At 49.8% G+C, this 12,882-nt stretch carries 24 protein-coding genes; all 24 read right to left on the bottom strand.

Annotation, left to right across the window (positions count from 1 at the left end):
- Nucleotides 1-69 precede the first annotated feature (69 nt).
- A complete protein-coding gene (gene secY / locus KJW29_RS30425) occupies nt 70-1,371 on the bottom strand; it encodes a preprotein translocase subunit SecY (RefSeq protein ID WP_187103426.1) in 1,302 nt (433 codons plus the stop codon).
- Nucleotides 1,372-1,812, bottom strand: a complete 441-nt coding sequence (gene rplO / locus KJW29_RS30420) for a 50S ribosomal protein L15 (protein ID WP_087570325.1) — start codon at nt 1,810-1,812, stop codon at nt 1,372-1,374.
- Between the two features lie 46 nt (nt 1,813-1,858).
- Entirely contained in the window at nt 1,859-2,038 is a 180-nt protein-coding gene (rpmD, locus tag KJW29_RS30415; RefSeq protein ID WP_087570324.1) for a 50S ribosomal protein L30, read from the bottom strand.
- A gap of 13 nt (nt 2,039-2,051) precedes the next feature.
- Entirely contained in the window at nt 2,052-2,549 is a 498-nt protein-coding gene (gene rpsE, locus KJW29_RS30410; protein ID WP_068679339.1) for a 30S ribosomal protein S5, read from the bottom strand.
- A 25-nt stretch (nt 2,550-2,574) separates the two neighbouring features.
- Nucleotides 2,575-2,943 (bottom strand): 50S ribosomal protein L18, encoded by a 369-nt coding sequence (rplR, locus tag KJW29_RS30405; protein WP_087570323.1) that lies wholly within the window; start codon nt 2,941-2,943, stop codon nt 2,575-2,577.
- A gap of 72 nt (nt 2,944-3,015) precedes the next feature.
- The gene (gene rplF, locus KJW29_RS30400; protein WP_087570322.1) at nt 3,016-3,558 is read right to left on the bottom strand and encodes a 50S ribosomal protein L6; all 543 of its coding nucleotides are present in this window, start codon (nt 3,556-3,558) and stop codon (nt 3,016-3,018) included.
- Nucleotides 3,559-3,589: 31 nt separating this feature from the next.
- Nucleotides 3,590-3,988: a 30S ribosomal protein S8 gene (gene rpsH / locus KJW29_RS30395; RefSeq protein WP_087570321.1), complete on the bottom strand. Its 399-nt coding sequence runs from the start codon at nt 3,986-3,988 to the stop codon at nt 3,590-3,592.
- A 32-nt stretch (nt 3,989-4,020) separates the two neighbouring features.
- Entirely contained in the window at nt 4,021-4,206 is a 186-nt protein-coding gene (locus tag KJW29_RS30390) for a type Z 30S ribosomal protein S14 (RefSeq protein WP_013312154.1), read from the bottom strand.
- Nucleotides 4,207-4,231: 25 nt separating this feature from the next.
- Nucleotides 4,232-4,774, bottom strand: coding sequence for a 50S ribosomal protein L5 (gene rplE, locus KJW29_RS30385; RefSeq protein ID WP_087570320.1), 543 nt, complete (start codon nt 4,772-4,774; stop codon nt 4,232-4,234).
- Between the two features lie 31 nt (nt 4,775-4,805).
- Nucleotides 4,806-5,159 (bottom strand): 50S ribosomal protein L24, encoded by a 354-nt coding sequence (gene rplX / locus KJW29_RS30380; protein WP_087570319.1) that lies wholly within the window; start codon nt 5,157-5,159, stop codon nt 4,806-4,808.
- 49 nt (nt 5,160-5,208) lie between these two features.
- Nucleotides 5,209-5,577 (bottom strand): 50S ribosomal protein L14, encoded by a 369-nt coding sequence (gene rplN, locus KJW29_RS30375; protein WP_087570318.1) that lies wholly within the window; start codon nt 5,575-5,577, stop codon nt 5,209-5,211.
- A 46-nt stretch (nt 5,578-5,623) separates the two neighbouring features.
- The gene (gene rpsQ, locus KJW29_RS30370; protein WP_068679351.1) at nt 5,624-5,887 is read right to left on the bottom strand and encodes a 30S ribosomal protein S17; all 264 of its coding nucleotides are present in this window, start codon (nt 5,885-5,887) and stop codon (nt 5,624-5,626) included.
- A 51-nt stretch (nt 5,888-5,938) separates the two neighbouring features.
- The gene (gene rpmC, locus KJW29_RS30365; protein WP_087570317.1) at nt 5,939-6,139 is read right to left on the bottom strand and encodes a 50S ribosomal protein L29; all 201 of its coding nucleotides are present in this window, start codon (nt 6,137-6,139) and stop codon (nt 5,939-5,941) included.
- On the bottom strand, nt 6,129-6,563 hold the full coding sequence (rplP, locus tag KJW29_RS30360) for a 50S ribosomal protein L16 (RefSeq protein ID WP_087570316.1): 435 nt from the start codon (nt 6,561-6,563) through the stop codon (nt 6,129-6,131). The genes rpmC and rplP overlap by 11 nt, the downstream gene beginning before the upstream one ends.
- A gap of 2 nt (nt 6,564-6,565) precedes the next feature.
- Entirely contained in the window at nt 6,566-7,228 is a 663-nt protein-coding gene (gene rpsC / locus KJW29_RS30355) for a 30S ribosomal protein S3 (RefSeq protein WP_087570315.1), read from the bottom strand.
- A 13-nt stretch (nt 7,229-7,241) separates the two neighbouring features.
- Complete coding sequence (rplV, locus tag KJW29_RS30350) at nt 7,242-7,577, bottom strand: 50S ribosomal protein L22 (RefSeq protein WP_087570314.1); 336 nt, start codon at nt 7,575-7,577, stop codon at nt 7,242-7,244.
- A gap of 44 nt (nt 7,578-7,621) precedes the next feature.
- Entirely contained in the window at nt 7,622-7,903 is a 282-nt protein-coding gene (rpsS, locus tag KJW29_RS30345) for a 30S ribosomal protein S19 (protein ID WP_087570313.1), read from the bottom strand.
- Nucleotides 7,904-7,970: 67 nt separating this feature from the next.
- Nucleotides 7,971-8,801 carry a 50S ribosomal protein L2 gene (gene rplB / locus KJW29_RS30340; protein WP_087570312.1) on the bottom strand — a complete coding sequence of 277 codons (831 nt, stop codon included), beginning with the start codon at nt 8,799-8,801 and terminating at the stop codon, nt 7,971-7,973.
- Between the two features lie 17 nt (nt 8,802-8,818).
- Complete coding sequence (gene rplW / locus KJW29_RS30335) at nt 8,819-9,112, bottom strand: 50S ribosomal protein L23 (RefSeq protein WP_087570311.1); 294 nt, start codon at nt 9,110-9,112, stop codon at nt 8,819-8,821.
- Complete coding sequence (rplD, locus tag KJW29_RS30330; protein WP_087570310.1) at nt 9,112-9,735, bottom strand: 50S ribosomal protein L4; 624 nt, start codon at nt 9,733-9,735, stop codon at nt 9,112-9,114. Before rplD ends, rplW begins: the two co-directional genes overlap by 1 nt.
- A 30-nt stretch (nt 9,736-9,765) precedes the next feature.
- A complete protein-coding gene (gene rplC, locus KJW29_RS30325) occupies nt 9,766-10,389 on the bottom strand; it encodes a 50S ribosomal protein L3 (RefSeq protein ID WP_087570309.1) in 624 nt (207 codons plus the stop codon).
- Nucleotides 10,390-10,440: 51 nt separating this feature from the next.
- Nucleotides 10,441-10,749: a 30S ribosomal protein S10 gene (rpsJ, locus tag KJW29_RS30320; RefSeq protein WP_005544556.1), complete on the bottom strand. Its 309-nt coding sequence runs from the start codon at nt 10,747-10,749 to the stop codon at nt 10,441-10,443.
- Nucleotides 10,750-11,140: 391 nt separating this feature from the next.
- Nucleotides 11,141-11,935, bottom strand: a complete 795-nt coding sequence (locus KJW29_RS30315; protein WP_214627416.1) for an ABC transporter ATP-binding protein — start codon at nt 11,933-11,935, stop codon at nt 11,141-11,143.
- Nucleotides 11,936-12,847, bottom strand: a complete 912-nt coding sequence (locus KJW29_RS30310) for an ABC transporter permease (RefSeq protein ID WP_214627415.1) — start codon at nt 12,845-12,847, stop codon at nt 11,936-11,938. It abuts the gene before it with no gap.
- Nucleotides 12,848-12,882 lie beyond the last annotated feature (35 nt).

Genomic DNA, 12,882 nt, shown 5'->3' with positions numbered 1-12,882 from the left:
AGGAAGGCTCGTTCGGGCACCGCACCGCACTAGCCTTAAGAGCGCGGCAGCCCGCTTTCGAACCTGCTGTTATTTATTGATAAACCCTTTGTAATGACGTTTGATCAACTGGCTCTCGATCTGCTTCATCGTATCAAGCGCAACGCCGACAACGATGAGGAGCGATGTGCCGCCAAGCTGCACGGACCGCGGTAATCCCGCCAATGCTCCAAAGAACACTGGGAATACGGAGATCGCTGCCAAGAAGAGTGCACCCGTGAGCGTAATCCGCGACATAACGCGAGTCAGGTAAGCGGAAGTCGGCTTGCCAGGACGGATGCCCGGGATATAACCGCCGTTCTTCTTCATCTGATCTGCCATTTGCACAGGATTAATTTGCACGAATGTGTAGAAGAAGGTGAAACCGATGATCAGCAATACGTACAATACCATGCCAAGCGGCCGGTCATAGTTCATATTGTCGATGATCCATTGCGCCCAAGGCTTGGTGGACCAGAAGTTGGCAATCGTTACAGGGAACATGATCAGGGATACCGCGAAGATAACCGGGATTACGCCCGCGCCGTTAACCTTCATTGGAATGTGAGTCGATTGTCCGCCGTACATCTTACGTCCGACAACACGCTTCGCGTATTGAACCGGAATCTTCCGGATACCTTGCTGGATAAAGATAACGCCGACGATGATCGCGATAATCACGAGTACGATCAGCACCATCTTCGCGATGTTCAAGAAAAGCTGGTCTTGCGCATCGATGAATTGATCTTGATACAACGTGCGGATGTGACCAGGGATACCGGCTACGATCGCCGCGAAGATCAAGATGGAGATACCGTTGCCGATACCTCTCTCCGTAATTTGCTCGCCGAGCCACATCAAGAAAGCTGTACCAGCTGTCAGGATGAGTGCGATGACCAAGTAGTCTACGAAGTTTGCGCCCGGAATCATTTCAAGTCCGAAGGAGCGGTTGAAGCCAATCGCTGTTGCGAAGCCTTGTACCAAACCAAGGATAATCGTGCCGTAACGCGTAATTTGAGCCAGCTTGCGCTTGCCGTTCTCGCCTTCCTTCGCCCATTCCGCAAACTTCGGGATAACGTCCATCGACAAGAGTTGCACGATGATCGATGCCGTGATGTACGGCGTAATACCGATCGCGAAAATGGAGAATTGGAAAAGCGCACCGCCCGAGAACGTGTTAAGCAAGCCGAACAAGTCGGCGCCTTGCGAATCCATGTTCTCGAATACGGTTTTGTCTACTCCCGGTACCGGAATGAAAGAACCGATCCGGTAAATGAAAAGAATGAAAAGCGTGAAGAGGATCCTTGTACGCAGATCCGCCACTTTCCAAATGTTGGATACGGTTGTGAACAATTAGATCACCTCGGTTTTACCGCCGGCAGCCTGGATTTTCTCTACCGCAGATTGAGAGAACTTGTTTGCTTTAACAGTGAGCTCTACTTTCAATTCACCATTACCCAAGATTTTGATTCCTGCCAAAGGGTTACTGATAACTCCTTGCTCAAGAAGAACCTCTGGTGTAACTTCTGTCCCTGCAGCAAAGCTGTTCAGATCTTCAATGTTAACAATCGCGTACTCCTTGCGGAATGGATTGTTGAAACCGCGCTTCGGAACGCGACGGTACAAAGGATTTTGGCCGCCCTCGAATCCAGGACGAACACCGCCGCCGGAACGAGCATTTTGACCTTTATGGCCTTTGCCTGCCGTTTTGCCGTTGCCGGAGCCGATACCGCGACCTTTGCGCTTAGGCGCCGCAGTCGAGCCTGGTGCTGGTGCTAACTCATGCAATTTCATCGTTCGTGCACCTCCTTGTTTATTTCGTGTATTGCATTATCGTCATTTAAACTTCTTCGACTTTAACCAGGTGGTTAACTGCGTTAACCATGCCGCGAATCGCCACGTTGTCGTCATGAACGACCGATTGACGAATTTTGCGAAGGCCAAGCGCTTCAACCGTTGCGCGTTGCTTCTCGTTGCGACCGATTAAACTGCGAACGAGGGTGATTTGCAATTTTGCCATCTTATTTCCCTCCTTAACCTAACAGCTCTTCGACTGTTTTGCCACGCAGCTTTGCAACGTCTTCCGCACGTTTCAGACGGGACAGACCTTCCAGCGTCGCGTTAACCATGTTCAGGGAGTTCGAAGAACCAAGAGATTTCGTTAAAATGTCGCCTACGCCAGCCAGCTCGAGAACCGCACGAACCGGGCCGCCGGCGATAACGCCAGTACCTTCGGAAGCAGGCTTCAGCAGAACTTCGCCAGCACCGAAGTGACCAAGTACGAGGTGAGGAATCGTCGTTCCTACGAGTGGAACGTGGATCAGGTTTTTCTTCGCATCTTCAATGCCTTTGCGAATCGCATCCGGCACTTCGCCTGCTTTACCGATTCCCGCGCCAACGTAGCCTTTGCCGTCGCCGACTACTACAAGCGCGCTAAAGCTGAAACGGCGTCCGCCTTTTACAACTTTTGCAACGCGATTGATATGAACAACTTTTTCAGTCAGTTCTAACGTATTAGGATCTACACGCAAGTCGTTTAACCTCCTTATTGAGTGATTAGAAATTCAAGCCAGCTTCGCGTGCTGCGGTTGCCAGCGCAGAAATTCTGCCGTGATACAAGTAACCTCCGCGGTCGAATACAACCTCGGTTACGCCTTTTGCTTGAGCGCGTTTCGCGATCAGCTCGCCAACTTTAGCAGCAGCTTCAACGTTGCCGCCGTTGCCGATTGCCTCTACCAGCTCTTTATCCTTAGTGGATGCTGCAGCCAGTGTTACGCCTGCTACGTCGTCGATCAGTTGAGCGTACATATGTTTGGCGGAACGGAATACGGACAGACGCGGACGTGCTGCCGTGCCGTTGATTTTCTTGCGAACACGAAGGTGTCTTTTCAGACGGGCCTTGTTTTTGTCGCCTTTCGTAATCATGCTTGTGTTCCTCCTTTCTTAACGCCTTAGGAAGCTATTGCATGGAACGTCTCACGTCCCTGTTCGTTCAACTTACTTCTTCTTACCAGCTTTACCTTCTTTGCGGATGATGCGCTCGCCTTCGTATTTGATACCTTTGCCTTTATACGGCTCAGGCTCGCGTACGGCACGGATTTGAGCGGCAACAGCGCCTACGCGCTCTTTGTCGATTCCGCGAACGGTAATTTTCGTGTTGACTGGCACTTCGAACTCGATGTTGCTCTCGGGAGCAATTTCAACCGGGTGGGAGTAACCAACGTTAAGCACGATTTTATCACCGGATTTGCTAGCACGGTAACCTACGCCAACGAGCTCCAGATTTCTTGTGAAGCCGTCAGTAACACCTGTCACCATGTTTGCGATAATGCTGCGCGTCGTTCCGTGCAGGGAACGATGCAATTTATTGTCGGAAGGACGTTCGATCACGATCTCGTTCTCCGCTACATTCACTTTCATGTCCTTGTGAAATTCGCGAGTAAGCGTGCCTTTCGGTCCTTTAACAGTAATGATTGTGTTGTCCAAGTTGATAGTTACACCAGCTGGGACAGCAATTGGTTTGCGACCAATACGGGACATTGTTACACCTCCTGTCTTTCTGACTTATTTCTTACCAAACGTAGCAGACGACTTCGCCGCCGGATTTCACCTGGCGAGCTTCCTTGTCTGTCATAACGCCTTTGGACGTGGAAATAATCGCGATTCCCAGTCCGCCAAGCACGCGAGGAACCTCAGTTGCTTGCGTGTATACGCGCAGACCTGGCTTCGAGATACGCTTAAGGCCAGTGATAACGCGCTCTTGGTTAGGGCCGTATTTCAGGAAAATACGGATAATCCCTTGTTTGTTGTCTTCGATATATTCAGCATCGCGGATAAAGCCCTCGCGCTTCAAGATCTCAGCGATTTGCTTCTTCACTTTCGAAGCAGGCATCTCCACTGTTTCGTGACGAACGACGTTCGCATTGCGAATGCGCGTCAACATATCTGCAATCGGATCAGACATAACCATTTATGTGAACCTCCTTCCCGAACTAGGCTTGATTACCAGCTTGCTTTTTTCACGCCAGGAATCTGGCCCTTGTATGCTAACTCGCGGAAACAAATCCGGCAAATTTTAAACTTTTGAAGAACAGAGTGCGGACGGCCGCAACGCTCACAGCGCGTATAAGCGCGCACTTTGAATTTCGGTGTGCGTTGTTGCTTCACTTTCATCGAAGTTTTTGCCACTGGGTATTACACCTCCTAAAGTGGATTACTTCGTGAACGGCATGCCCATTTGGGTCAGCAGCTCACGAGATTCTTCGTCCGTTTTTGCCGTCGTGACGATGACGATGTCCATACCGCGTACTTTGTCGACTTTATCGTATTCGATCTCAGGGAAGATCAGCTGTTCCTTAAGGCCCAGCGTGTAGTTTCCGCGTCCGTCGAACGCTTTGGTCGATACACCGCGGAAGTCACGTACACGCGGAAGGGAAATGTTGAACAGCTTGTCGAGGAAGTGGTACATGCGCTCGCCGCGCAGCGTTACTTTAACCCCGATCGGCATGTTCTCACGAAGCTTGAAGCCCGCGATGGATTTTTTGGCACGAGTGACAACCGGCTTTTGACCGGAGATGATGCGCAGCTCTTCTACGGCAACATCGAGAATTTTGGAGTTGGAAACTGCTTCGCCAACACCCATGTTAATTACGACTTTCTCAATCTTCGGAACTTGCATAACCGAAGTATAGTTGAACTTCTGCATCAGGGCAGGAGTGATTTCATTAAGAAAGCGACCTTTCAGTCTTGCTGTCATTGTTCATGGACCTCCTTTCTTACCATAACGATTAGTCGATCTGTGCTCCGGATTTTTTAGCAATCCGTACTTTCTTGCCGTTATCCAGCACTTTGTAACCGATACGGGTTACGCCGCCGCTCTTCGGATCTACGTGCATCACGTTCGAGACGTGGATTGGAGCTTCCTGCTCGATGATTCCGCCTTGCGGGTTCGCTTGGGAAGGACGCGAATGCTTCTTCACCATGTTGACTCCCTCAATCAGCACGCGGTTCTCACGAGGATAAGCTGCGATGACGCGGCCCTTCTTACCTTTGTCTTTACCGGTAATGACGATGACCGTATCGTCTTTCTTTACATGCAATTTATTGTTGTGGGATTCCAATACTTTTTTCAGTCTTGGCATTTGTTACACCTCCTGCTCGCTAAGCTATCAGGCCTTTATCTTGTCGTTCTTAGATTACTTCCGGTGCAAGCGATACGATCTTCATGAAGTCCTTATCGCGAAGCTCACGGGCAACTGGTCCGAAGATACGAGTGCCGCGAGGGCTCTTGTCTTCTTTGACGATTACAGCAGCATTCTCGTCGAATGCGATGTAGGAACCGTCTTTACGGCGAACCGAACGCTTCGTACGAACGATAACCGCCTTTACTACGTCACCCTTTTTGACAACGCCGCCTGGCGTTGCTTGTTTGACGGAGCAAACGATCAGATCACCGATGTGGCCAACGCGACGGCCAGTACCGCCGAGTACGCGGATACACATCAATTCTTTAGCGCCGGAGTTGTCGGCAACACGCAAACGTGTAAATGGTTGAATCATGGATTACGTCCTCCTTTCGACATTCATGCGGGCACTGCTGCGCTCATTAAAGTACAACGGCTACTTCGACAACCTCAACCAATCTGAAGCGCTTGTCTTTGGATAGTGGACGAGTCTCCATGATTTTGACGGTATCGCCGATTTTCGCTTGGTTGTTCTCGTCATGGGCTTTATATTTTTTCGTGTATTTGATGCGTTTATGGTACAAATCATGTTTTTTGTAAGTTTCTACAGCCACCACGATTGTTTTATCCATTTTGTCGCTTACCACTTTGCCGATTTGAACTTTGCGGGCATTGCGTTCGCTCATGTTTTGCCTCCTTCCTTCATCCGTGATCGGTTTTTTGTGCAAGGTTTATAATTAGCTGGTAATTCCGAGTTCTCTTTCACGCAAAACGGTTTTAGCACGAGCTATTTCCTTACGCACATCACGGATTCGAGTCGGGTTGTCCAGTTGACCCGTAGCCAATTGGAAACGAAGGTTAAACAACTCTTCTTTGAAACCGGCGATTTGTTGTTCAATCTCAACAGAGGTTAGGTTGCGAAATTCACTAGCCTTCATTTGCTTCACCACCCACTTCTTCGCGTTTCACGAACTTCGTTTTAACAGGCAGTTTGTGAGCCGCAAGGCGCATTGCTTCACGAGCTACTTCTTCAGGTACGCCAGCCAGCTCGAACATGATTTTGCCCGGCTTAACAACAGCTACCCATTTCTCAACGTTACCTTTACCGCTACCCATCCGCACCTCGAGAGGCTTTTGAGTGATCGGTTTGTCAGGGAAAATCTTGATCCATACTTTACCGCCACGCTTGATATAACGAGTCATCGCGATACGAGCCGCTTCGATCTGGCGGTTCGTGATCCATGACGGTTCAATAGCTTGAAGGCCGTATTCGCCGAAAGCAACCGTAGTGCCGCCTTTCGCGCGACCTTTCATATTACCGCGTTGTTGCTTGCGGTGTTTTACACGTTTAGGTACCAACATGATTAGTTGCCTCCTTCCTGGGGAGCTTTCTTCTTCGTAGGAAGGACTTCGCCACGGTAGATCCATACTTTTACGCCGATGCGGCCGTAAGTCGTATGTGCTTCAGCTGTGCCGTAGTCGATATCAGCACGAAGCGTATGAAGCGGAACCGTGCCTTCGCTGTAGCCTTCACTACGCGCGATCTCTGCACCACCGAGACGGCCGCTGACAGCGGTTTTGATCCCTTTGGCACCAGCGCGCATGGAACGTTGAATTGCTTGTTTCAATGCACGACGGAAAGATACGCGACGCTCAAGTTGTTGTGCGATGCTTTCAGCTACCAAGATAGCGTCCAGATCGGCTTGTTTGATTTCAGAGATGTTGATGTGGACTTTTTTGCCCTTCGAGATCTTGCCCAGCTCCGTACGCAGGTTTTCCACTTCGGAACCGCCCTTGCCGATAACCATACCTGGTTTAGCGGTTTGGATCGTCACGTTCACGCGGTTAGCCGCGCGCTCGATCTCGATGTGGGATACTGCTGCGTCTTTCAGCTTGTTCTTCAAGTACTCACGGATTTTTACGTCTTCCAGAAGAAGATCGCCAAAGTCTTTGCCTGCGTACCATTTGGATTCCCAATCACGGATAATCCCGACACGAAGACCGACTGGATTTACCTTTTGACCCACACGTTATCCCTCCTTATTTTTCAGATACCACCAAGGTGATGTGGCTGGTTCTTTTGTTAATCCGGCTTGCGCGACCCATCGCGCGCGGGCGGAAACGTTTCATAGTAGGACCTTGGTTTGCGTATACTTGCGATACGACCAAGTTGTTTACGTCCATTTGGTAGTTGTGCTCGGCATTAGCAATCGCAGAGTTAAGCAGCTTCTCGATGATCGGGGAAGCAGCTTTAGGCGTGTGACGCAAAATCGCGATCGCCTCGCCAACCTTCTTGCCACGGATCAAGTCCGCTACGAGCTGCGCTTTGCGAGGAGCGATACGTACGAAATTAACGTGCGCTTTTGCTTCTGGCATGTGGGAACCTCCTCTCGTTCGTTAGAAAATAGATAAAGGGCAAATTAACGTCTGCCCGTTTTTTTATCGTCGTTCGCATGGCCTTTGTAAGTACGAGTCGGTGCAAATTCACCAAACTTGTGTCCTACCATGTCCTCAGTCACGTATACCGGCACGTGTTTGCGTCCGTCGTATACCGCGATCGTGTGTCCGATGAATTGCGGGAAAATCGTCGAACGGCGGGACCATGTTTTGATTACGACCTTTTTGTTCGTTTCGTTCAGGCCCTCGACTTTCTTAAGCAGATGACCGTCGATGAATGGACCTTTTTTCAAACTGCGACCCATGTAGAATCCTCCCTTCGCATAAGCGCTGGCGTGAGACTGCTCTCACGCGGATTGTATCAAGCAGTTATTACTTCGTACGTTTGCGAATAATGTATTGGCTCGATGCTTTCTTTTTCTTGCGAGTTTTGTAGCCCAGTGTCGGTTTGCCCCATGGGGACAACGGCGACTTGCGTCCGATTGGAGCGCGGCCTTCACCACCACCGTGCGGGTGATCGTTCGGGTTCATAACTACGCCGCGGACTTGAGGACGTTTGCCCAGCCAACGGTTACGGCCGGCTTTACCGATTTTCACGAGTTCGTGATCTCCGTTGCCTACGGAACCGATTGTAGCACGGCAAGTGCTCAGGATGCGACGAACTTCGCCAGAGCTCAGACGAATGGATACGTAGTCTTCCTCTTTACCCAACAATTGAGCTTCCGTACCGGCTGCGCGAACCAATTGGCCGCCTTTGCCTGGTTTAAGCTCGATGTTGTGGATAACTGTACCAACAGGAATATTTTTGAGCGGCAATGCGTTGCCGATCTTAATATCCGCGTCCGCTCCGGATACGATTTGATCGCCTACTTTAAGGCCCTGTGGAGCAATAATGTAAGCTTTCGCGCCGTCAACGTAGTGGATCAGTGCGATGTTCGAGGTACGGTTCGGATCGTATTCGATCGTTGCTACGTTACCTGCGATACCGTCTTTGGTACGTTTGAAATCAATGATACGATATTTACGTTTATGTCCGCCGCCATGGTGGCGAACCGTAATTTTACCTTGGTTGTTACGGCCGGCTTTTTTAAAGAGCGGCGCAAGCAACGATTTCTCCGGTGTGCTTGTCGTGATTTCCTCGAATGTGGATACGGACATCGCACGACGAGCTGGAGAGGTCGGTTTGTACTTTTTGATTGGCACTTGTATTCCCTCCTTTTCTAAACAGACGTTTCAAAGAACTCAAGTTCTTTGCTGTCATCGCTCAGCTGAACGATTGCTTTTTTCCAGTCAGGTCTGTAGCCGCTATGTCTGCCATAACGCTTCGGTTTACCTGCAACACGCATTGTGTTAACGCCGGTTACTTTTACGTTAAAGATTTGTTCGATAGCTTGTTTGATTTCGGTTTTGTTCGCGCGAAGGTCTACTTCAAACACATAACGTTTGGCAGCCATGTAATCGCTCGTACGTTCCGTAATAACCGGGCGCTTGATAATATCGCGTGGATTTTTCATTACGCAAGCACCTCCTGTACTTTCTCTACTGCTTCCTTGGTGATGATCAGCTTGTCATACACAAGCACATCGCGAACATTGATGCCGTCAGCAGCGACGAACTTCACGCCAGGGATGTTGCGTGCGGACAATGCTACATTATCCTCATAGTTAGCTGTTACAACCAGAGCTTTGCGATCAGCTTTCAGGTTGTTTAGAATGCTTTGGAATTCCTTCGTCTTAGGAGCCGCGAATGTCAGTTGATCCAGAACAATGATGTTGTTCGCGATCACTTTGGAAGACAATGCGGATTTGATCGCCAGACGACGAACTTTCTTAGGCAATTTAAAGCCGTAAGAACGTGGTGTAGGCCCGAATACCGTTCCGCCGCCAACCCATTGCGGGGAGCGAATGGAACCTTGACGTGCGCGGCCCGTGCCTTTTTGTTTCCAAGGTTTGCGACCGCCGCCGCGTACTTCGGAGCGACCTTTAGTCTTGTGCGTCCCTTGACGTTCGGCAGCTTGCTGCAGAACGACTGCGCTATGCATAACATGAGTGTTAGGCTCGATTCCGAATACGTTCTCGGCCAGTTCCAATTCGCCTACCTGCGAACCGCTCACATTAAATACTGTTACTTTAGGCATTTCGTGTTCCTCCTTTCTTTTTAAGAACGATTAGTTCTTAACCGTTTGTTTGACTTTTACGAATCCGTTCTTAGGTCCAGGAATGGAGCCTTTAACGAGGATGACGTTGCGTTCCGCATCGACGCGGATAACTTCAAGCTTCTGGATCGTGATTGTCTCATGACCCATGTGGCCCGGAAGGCGTTTGCCCTTCGGTACGCGGTTCGCCTGGATGGAACCCATGGAACCTGGACCGCGGTGATAGCGGGAACCGTGGGACATAGGTCCCGTGCTTTGTCCCCAACGTTTGATAACGCCGGCAAAGCCTTTGCCTTTCGAAATACCTGTTACGTCAACAAATTCGCCCTCTGCGAAAAGGTCAGCCTTCACTTGTTGGCCAACTTCATACTCACCAAGGTTGATACCGCGAATTTCGCGAACGTAGCGCTTAGGAGTCGCGTCAGCCTTCTTGGCGTGACCGATCTCTGGTTTGTTGGATCTTTTTTCTTTTTTATCAGCGAAACCGAGTTGAACGGCTTCGTAGCCGTCAGTTTCTACTGTTTTCTTCTGAAGAACAACGTTTGGGCCAGCTTCGATTACCGTTACTGGAACCACGTTGCCTTCAGCGGTAAATACTTGAGTCATTCCAAGCTTTTTCCCTAAGATACCTTTCATGTTGACACCTCATTTCCTCTCTATGATCGTATATACGGATGTTCTTGTTAATTAAAGCTTGATTTCGATATCTACACCGGACGGCAGATCCAGGCGCATCAACGCATCAACGGTTTGCGGCGTAGGATTCACAATGTCGATCAAGCGCTTGTGTGTGCGCATCTCGAATTGCTCACGGGAATCCTTGTACTTGTGAACCGCACGAAGAATAGTGATGATTTGCTTTTCCGTTGGCAACGGAATCGGCCCGGATACGCCTGCACCGGAACGTTTTGCAGTTTCAACGATTTTCTCTGCGGATTGATCAAGAATTCTGTGATCGTATGCTTTCAAGCGGATACGAATCTTTTGCTTTGCCATATAAGTCCCTCCTTCTTTCGCCCAATTTTTTAATCGGACATACTCCGTGAGAATAACCCGCACAGGTCCCATGGCAAAGGGGCCGGGTGTGTCGGCAACCTCTCACATCAACGCAACGTCAGACCAACAGTCAATATTATATCGGATTGGGCGGGCGATTGCAACTAAAACATTCAATCATTTGAATAAAAGTTGAGATCGCCGGAACCCGCGCCGCGCAAGGCTTTGAGAAGATTGCATATCTGACCGACCCCACAATCCATATCATCCCTTTGCGATGCTCCATGTGTTTCTTCTATATATAATGGTGCGGATCAAACACAAAAAAAGCTCGGCAGCCAACGGATACCGAATTGCATCCGCAAACTGCCGAGCTTCTTGATTAGTTCTGCTACCCCAGCACGACGCGATCGTCCGCCATCTTCTTGCCGCTGATCTGTTCGAACTCTCCAAGCAACCGCTCGACGGTCAGATCTTTTTTGCGATCTTCATCGACTTGCAAGATAATTCTGCCCTTATCCATCATAATGAGGCGATTTCCAAGACGAATGGCTTGCTCCATGTTGTGCGTGACCATAAGCGTCGTCAAGTTCAGCTCGCGCACAATAGCTTCGGTCAGCGTCGTCACGAGCTCCGCTCTAGCAGGATCCAGCGCTGCCGTATGCTCGTCGAGCAAAAGGATCTGCGGACGCGTGAACGTGGCCATCAGGAGGCTCAACGCTTGCCGCTCCCCGCCGGATAGCAATCCGACCTTGGCGCCCATACGGTTCTCGAGCCCGATACCGAGCCGGTGCAGCTCCTCTCGGAAGATTTTACGGGTTTTGTTTGTGACTCCGAACGAAAAGCCGCGGGTCTTGCCGCGTTTGTATGCAATCGCAAGATTTTCTTCGATCGTCATCCGCGGTGCCGTTCCGGCCATGGGATCCTGAAATACCCGGCCGATCCACCGACTCCTATGGTACTCGCTAACTTCGCTGACATCCCTGTCTTCTATAATGATGTTGCCAGCATCAGGCCTCATTACGCCAGAGATAATATTCATAAGAGTGGACTTTCCAGCACCATTACTCCCGATAACCGTCACGAAGTCTCCCGGCTTTAGATGCAGTTGGGCATTCATTAAAGCGATCTTTTCGTCCACCGTACCGGGATTAAATAATTTGGACACGCCTTCGATTCGCAGCATTTAGCGCCCACCTCCAGCGGTATGGCTAATCGACGCCAATACTTCTTCTGTACGTTTTTTAGCCATCGATTTGGACTTTACTGCCCTCCGTATTGTTGGCACGACAAGGGCGCACACGATAATGGTTGCTGTAATAAGCTTCATATCCTGCGCATCCAGCCATTCTACTCGTAACGCCAATGCGTAAATAATACGATAGATAATCGCGCCAAGCAGAACGGCAAGCGTCGCGCGGAATATCGTTTTGGCGCCGAATATAGCCTCGCCGATTATGACCGATGCCAATCCGATCACGATCATGCCTATTCCCATGGAGTTATTCGCTCCATTCTGCGAATGAGCGATAAGCGCGCCAGAAGTGGCAACTAACGCATTAGACAGCGCTACCCCCATAATAATCGTGTTATCTGTATTGGCTCCGAAGCTGCGAATCATTCGGCTATTATCCCCGGTTGCTCGAAGGCTAAGTCCCATGTTTGTTTTAAAAAATAGGTCCAGGCCGATCTTGACAGCGATGCCAAGAATCAATCCAATGATAAGCACTGATGATCCGTCGAATACGTTTTCTTCTCCACGCAACGATACATTCGGCTTACCCAATATGCGAAGATTAACGGAATATAACGCAATCATCATAATGATGCCGGATAATAACCCATTTACTTTCCCTTTGGTGTGAAGAAGCCCTGTTAGCATTCCCGCAAGCGCTCCGCCCAAGAAGGCATAGACAACCGCCAACCATGGCGGCGAGCCTGCAATCGTCATTACAGTTCCAATCGCTGCACCGGTTGTGAAACTGCCATCCACCGTCAGGTCAGGGAAATCCAAAATACGAAACGTAATATAGACGCCAAGCGCCATCAATGCATACAATAATCCACTTTCTACAGCGCCAGTCAAAGATACAAGCATTTGAGTCCTCCTTTCAAGAATCCTACATTAGAATA

The sequence above is a fragment of the Paenibacillus agaridevorans genome, from assembly GCF_018604145.1.
GTDB lineage: Bacteria > Bacillota > Bacilli > Paenibacillales > Paenibacillaceae > Pristimantibacillus > Pristimantibacillus agaridevorans.
Note: the sequence above shows the minus strand (reverse complement) of the source record. Positions and strands in the feature narration are given on the sequence as shown.

Bases quoted from the DNA above. Each gene is read 5' to 3' on its own strand.
- rplO (WP_087570325.1), bottom strand. From the start codon at position 1,812: ATGAAATTGCATGAGTTAGCACCAGCACCAGGCTCGACTGCGGCGCCT.
- rpmD (WP_087570324.1), bottom strand. From the start codon at position 2,038: ATGGCAAAATTGCAAATCACCCTCGTTCGCAGTTTAATCGGTCGCAAC.
- rplR (WP_087570323.1), bottom strand. From the start codon at position 2,943: ATGATTACGAAAGGCGACAAAAACAAGGCCCGTCTGAAAAGACACCTT.
- rplF (WP_087570322.1), bottom strand. From the start codon at position 3,558: ATGTCCCGTATTGGTCGCAAACCAATTGCTGTCCCAGCTGGTGTAACT.
- rpsH (WP_087570321.1), bottom strand. From the start codon at position 3,988: ATGGTTATGTCTGATCCGATTGCAGATATGTTGACGCGCATTCGCAAT.
- rplE (WP_087570320.1), bottom strand. From the start codon at position 4,774: ATGACAGCAAGACTGAAAGGTCGCTTTCTTAATGAAATCACTCCTGCC.
- rplX (WP_087570319.1), bottom strand. From the start codon at position 5,159: ATGCCAAGACTGAAAAAAGTATTGGAATCCCACAACAATAAATTGCAT.
- rplN (WP_087570318.1), bottom strand. From the start codon at position 5,577: ATGATTCAACCATTTACACGTTTGCGTGTTGCCGACAACTCCGGCGCT.
- rpsQ (WP_068679351.1), bottom strand. From the start codon at position 5,887: ATGAGCGAACGCAATGCCCGCAAAGTTCAAATCGGCAAAGTGGTAAGC.
- rpmC (WP_087570317.1), bottom strand. From the start codon at position 6,139: ATGAAGGCTAGTGAATTTCGCAACCTAACCTCTGTTGAGATTGAACAA.
- rplP (WP_087570316.1), bottom strand. From the start codon at position 6,563: ATGTTGGTACCTAAACGTGTAAAACACCGCAAGCAACAACGCGGTAAT.
- rplV (WP_087570314.1), bottom strand. From the start codon at position 7,577: ATGCCAGAAGCAAAAGCGCACGTTAATTTCGTACGTATCGCTCCTCGC.
- rpsS (WP_087570313.1), bottom strand. From the start codon at position 7,903: ATGGGTCGCAGTTTGAAAAAAGGTCCATTCATCGACGGTCATCTGCTT.
- rplW (WP_087570311.1), bottom strand. From the start codon at position 9,112: ATGAAAAATCCACGCGATATTATCAAGCGCCCGGTTATTACGGAACGT.
- rplD (WP_087570310.1), bottom strand. From the start codon at position 9,735: ATGCCTAAAGTAACAGTATTTAATGTGAGCGGTTCGCAGGTAGGCGAA.
- rplC (WP_087570309.1), bottom strand. From the start codon at position 10,389: ATGAAAGGTATCTTAGGGAAAAAGCTTGGAATGACTCAAGTATTTACC.
- rpsJ (WP_005544556.1), bottom strand. From the start codon at position 10,749: ATGGCAAAGCAAAAGATTCGTATCCGCTTGAAAGCATACGATCACAGA.
- KJW29_RS30315 (WP_214627416.1), bottom strand. From the start codon at position 11,935: ATGCTGCGAATCGAAGGCGTGTCCAAATTATTTAATCCCGGTACGGTG.
- KJW29_RS30310 (WP_214627415.1), bottom strand. From the start codon at position 12,847: ATGCTTGTATCTTTGACTGGCGCTGTAGAAAGTGGATTATTGTATGCA.